The organism is Pseudomonas brassicae (genome assembly GCF_010671725.1).
Taxonomy (GTDB): domain Bacteria; phylum Pseudomonadota; class Gammaproteobacteria; order Pseudomonadales; family Pseudomonadaceae; genus Aquipseudomonas; species Aquipseudomonas brassicae.
This window is the reverse complement of the sequence record NZ_JAAHBU010000401.1, coordinates 1-3,448: the sequence shown is the minus strand read 5'-3', so window position 1 is coordinate 3,448 and position 3,448 is coordinate 1. Positions and strand designations below refer to the sequence as shown.

The following is a 3,448-nucleotide window of genomic DNA, read 5'->3' as shown; positions in this document are numbered from 1 at the left end:
AAGTGCCTGTCTCATGAGCACTGATAACCCTGTGGGAGCTGGCTTGCCAGCGAAGGGGCCATCAGTTGCGCTGCGGCTCCTTGACCTTGTACCAGGCCACATACAACGCCGGCAAAAACAGCAAGGTCAGCAAGGTGGCGACAATGATCCCGCCAATCATGGCGTACGCCATCGGCCCCCAGAACACTTCCCGCGCAATCGGAATCATGCCCAGGCTCGCCGCCGCCGCCGTCAGCAGGATCGGCCGCCGACGATGGTCCGTCGCCTCCACCACCGCATCCCACTGCGCATACCCCTGCTCGATGTACGCATCGATCTGCGTCACCAGGATCACCGAGTTGCGGATGATGATCCCCGCCAGCGCCAGGATCCCCAATATCGCCACAAACCCCATCGGCGTCCCCGTCGGCACCAGCGCCAGCACCACCCCGATCAACCCCAGCGGCGCCACGCTCACCACCAGGAACAACTTCTGCACACTGTGCAACTGGATCATCAGGAACGTCGCCATCAGGAACAGCATCAACGGCACCACCTTGGCAATCGGGCCCTGCGCCTTGCTGCTCTCTTCCACCGTACCGCCGGTGGCCACCTCGTACCCCACCGGCAAGCCACGCGCGAATTCCTCGATCTGCGGCTTGAGCTGCGCCACCAGGTCGGTCGGCTGGATCTCGTCACGCACCGCCGCCTTCACCGTGATGGTCGGCTTGCGGTCACGCCGCCACACCAACGGCTGCTCCAGCTCGTAACGTACGGTGGCAAACGCCAGCAACGGAATCGAGGTGCCGTTGGGCGTGACGATCTGCAGGTTCTGCAAGGTCTGCGGCGAACCACGCTCGCTGTCCACCGCACGCCCCACCACGTCGATCAGGTAGATGCTGTCGTTCACCTGGGTCAGCGGCGCGCCACTGACGATGCTGTTCATCAGGTTGGCCACGTCTTCGGACGACAAGCCCAGCTGGCGCGCCTTGTCCTGGGCAATGTCGATGCGCAACACCTTGCCCGGCTCGTTCCAGTCATAAATGATCTCGCCGATGTGCGAATTGCGATCCAGCAGGGCGGCGAGTTCGATCGCGTGCCTGCGCACCTGGTCGATGTCCTTGCCACTGACCCGGTACTGGATCGGCCGCCCCACCGGCGGGCCCATTTCCAGCGACTGCACGTAGCTGCCGATGCCGACGAAGTCCTTGCGCAAGCGCTCCTTGAGCCGCGCCATCAAGGCCTCGCGCGACGCCAGGCCTTTGCTCACGATCACCAGTTGCGCGTAGTACGGGTTTTCCAGCTGCTGGTCCAGCGGCAGGTAGAAACGGATCGCGCCCTGGCCGATGTAGGTGCTCCAGCGCACGATGTCGGGGTCGTCCTTGAGGGTCGCCTCCAGCTTGTCGACCGCCTTGCGCGTCTCCTCGATCGAGGCATTCTGCGGCAGGTTCAGGTCCACCAGGATCTCCGGGCGGTCAGACGAGGGGAAGAACTGGTTCTGCACGAAACGCATGCACAACACCGCCAGCACGAACAGCACCACCGTGCCGATGATGGTCAGCCAGCGGTTGCGCATGCACCACAGCAACCCGTGGTTGAAGCCGCGGCCGATACGCCCGGGCTCGGCGTCGTGCGCCTTGACCTTGGCACTGAGCAGGTGCACGCCGAGCACTGGCGCGAACAGCACCGCCACCACCCACGACACCAGCAGCGCCACGGCAATCACCGCAAACAGGGTAAAGGTGTACTCGCCCGCCGAACTCGCGTTCAGGCCGATCGGCACAAAGCCCGCCACGGTCACCAGGGTGCCGGTGAGCATCGGGAAGGCCGTGGAGGTGTAGGCGAACGTGGCCGCCTGCTCCTTGCTCTCGCCCTTTTCCAGGCGCGTGACCATCACCTCGACGGTGATCATCGCGTCGTCCACCAGCAAGCCCAGCGCAATGATCAACGCCCCCAGCGAAATCCGCTGCATGGTGATGCCGCTGTATTCCATGAACACGAACACCATGGCCAGTACCAGCGGGATCGAACACGCCACCACCAGCCCGGCGCGCACGCCCAGGCTGATGAAACTCACCACCAGCACGATCACCACCGCCTCGAACAGCGCACTGGTAAAACCGCCCACCGCTTCCTCGACCACCACCGCCTGGTCCGACACCGTGTGCACGCCCACCCCGACCGGCAGGTCGGCAATCACTGCGTGCATCTTGGCCTGCAGCTCCTGGCCGAATGCCTGGATGTTGCCACCCTTCTTCATGCCGATCGCCAGGCCGATGGCCGGCTTGCCGTCGTAGCGAAACATCGGTGTGGGCGGGTCGACATAGCCACGGCTGATCTCGGCAATATCGGCCAACCGATAGAAGCGGTCGTCGAGCCGCAGGTTGACCTCCTGCAGGTCTTTCTCCGAGGCGAACTGGCCACTGGTACGTACCGAGATACGCTCGGGGCCGGCCTCGATCACCCCGGCCGGGGTCACCGCGTTCTGTGCCTGCAGCGCCTGCACCACCTGGCGCTGGTCGATGCCCAGCGCCGCCAGCTTGCGCGTGGAGAAGTTCAGGTACAGCACCTCGTCCTGCTGGCCGATCATCTCGACCTTGCCCAGGCCCGGCACCTCGCGGATCTCGGCACGCGCCTGCTCGACGTAGTCGCGCAACTGGCGCATGGAGATGCCGTCGGCGGTGAAGGCATACACCGAGCCGAACACATCACCGAATTCGTCGTTGAAGCCGGGACCCTGGATGCCCTGGGGGAACTCGCCGCGGATGTCCTGGATCTTCTTGCGCACCTGGTACCAGATCTGCGGAATGTCGTCGGCCTTGGTGGTGTCGCGCAGGTTGACGAACACCGTCGACTCGCCGGGCCGGGTGTAGCTTTTCACGTAGTCGAGCGAGTCCAGCTCTTCGAGCTTCTTCTCGATGCGGTCGGTGACCTGCAGCAGGGTCTCGTCCTGGGTCGCACCGGGCCAGCGGGTCTGGATGACCATGGTCTTGATGGTGAACGAGGGGTCTTCCTCACGGCCCAGGTTGACGTAGGAGAACACGCCCATGAGCAACGCGACGAACATCAGGTACCACACGAAGGACTGGTGCTTGAGGGCCCATTCGGACAGGTTGAAGCTTCCTTTCATCGCGGGCTTTCCTCATCGATTTTTACCTTCTGGCCGGGCTTGAGGCTGTTCACCCCCGCCGTGACCACACGCTCCCCGGCCTCGACGCCGGCGCTGAGCACCACGCGGTCGGCCAGGCGCTGCACAATGGTCACTTCACGCGCCGACACGGTCTGTTGCTGCGGGTCGACAACCCACACGCGGGTCTGGCCGTCGACCTCCTGCAGGGCACTCAGCGGCAGCTCGCGGCGCGGCGTGATCGCCGAGCTGAGGCTGACGCTGATGGCGGTGCCCAGGCGAAACGCCGCAGGGGTGTCGGCCAGCGTCAGGCGCGCGCGCCGGGTGCGCGTGGCGGCGTCG

The 3,448-nt window shown here is 64.8% G+C and carries 2 protein-coding genes; both read right to left on the bottom strand.

The window, feature by feature from the left end:
• Nucleotides 1-61: 61 nt before the first annotated feature.
• Nucleotides 62-3,109: an efflux RND transporter permease subunit gene (locus tag G3436_RS22795; RefSeq protein WP_163949770.1), complete on the bottom strand. Its 3,048-nt coding sequence runs from the start codon at nucleotides 3,107-3,109 to the stop codon at nucleotides 62-64.
• Nucleotides 3,106-3,448 (bottom strand): efflux RND transporter periplasmic adaptor subunit (locus G3436_RS22790; protein WP_420801245.1); only part of this gene is annotated, 343 nt, incomplete at its 5' end. The genes G3436_RS22790 and G3436_RS22795, both read right to left, overlap by 4 nt.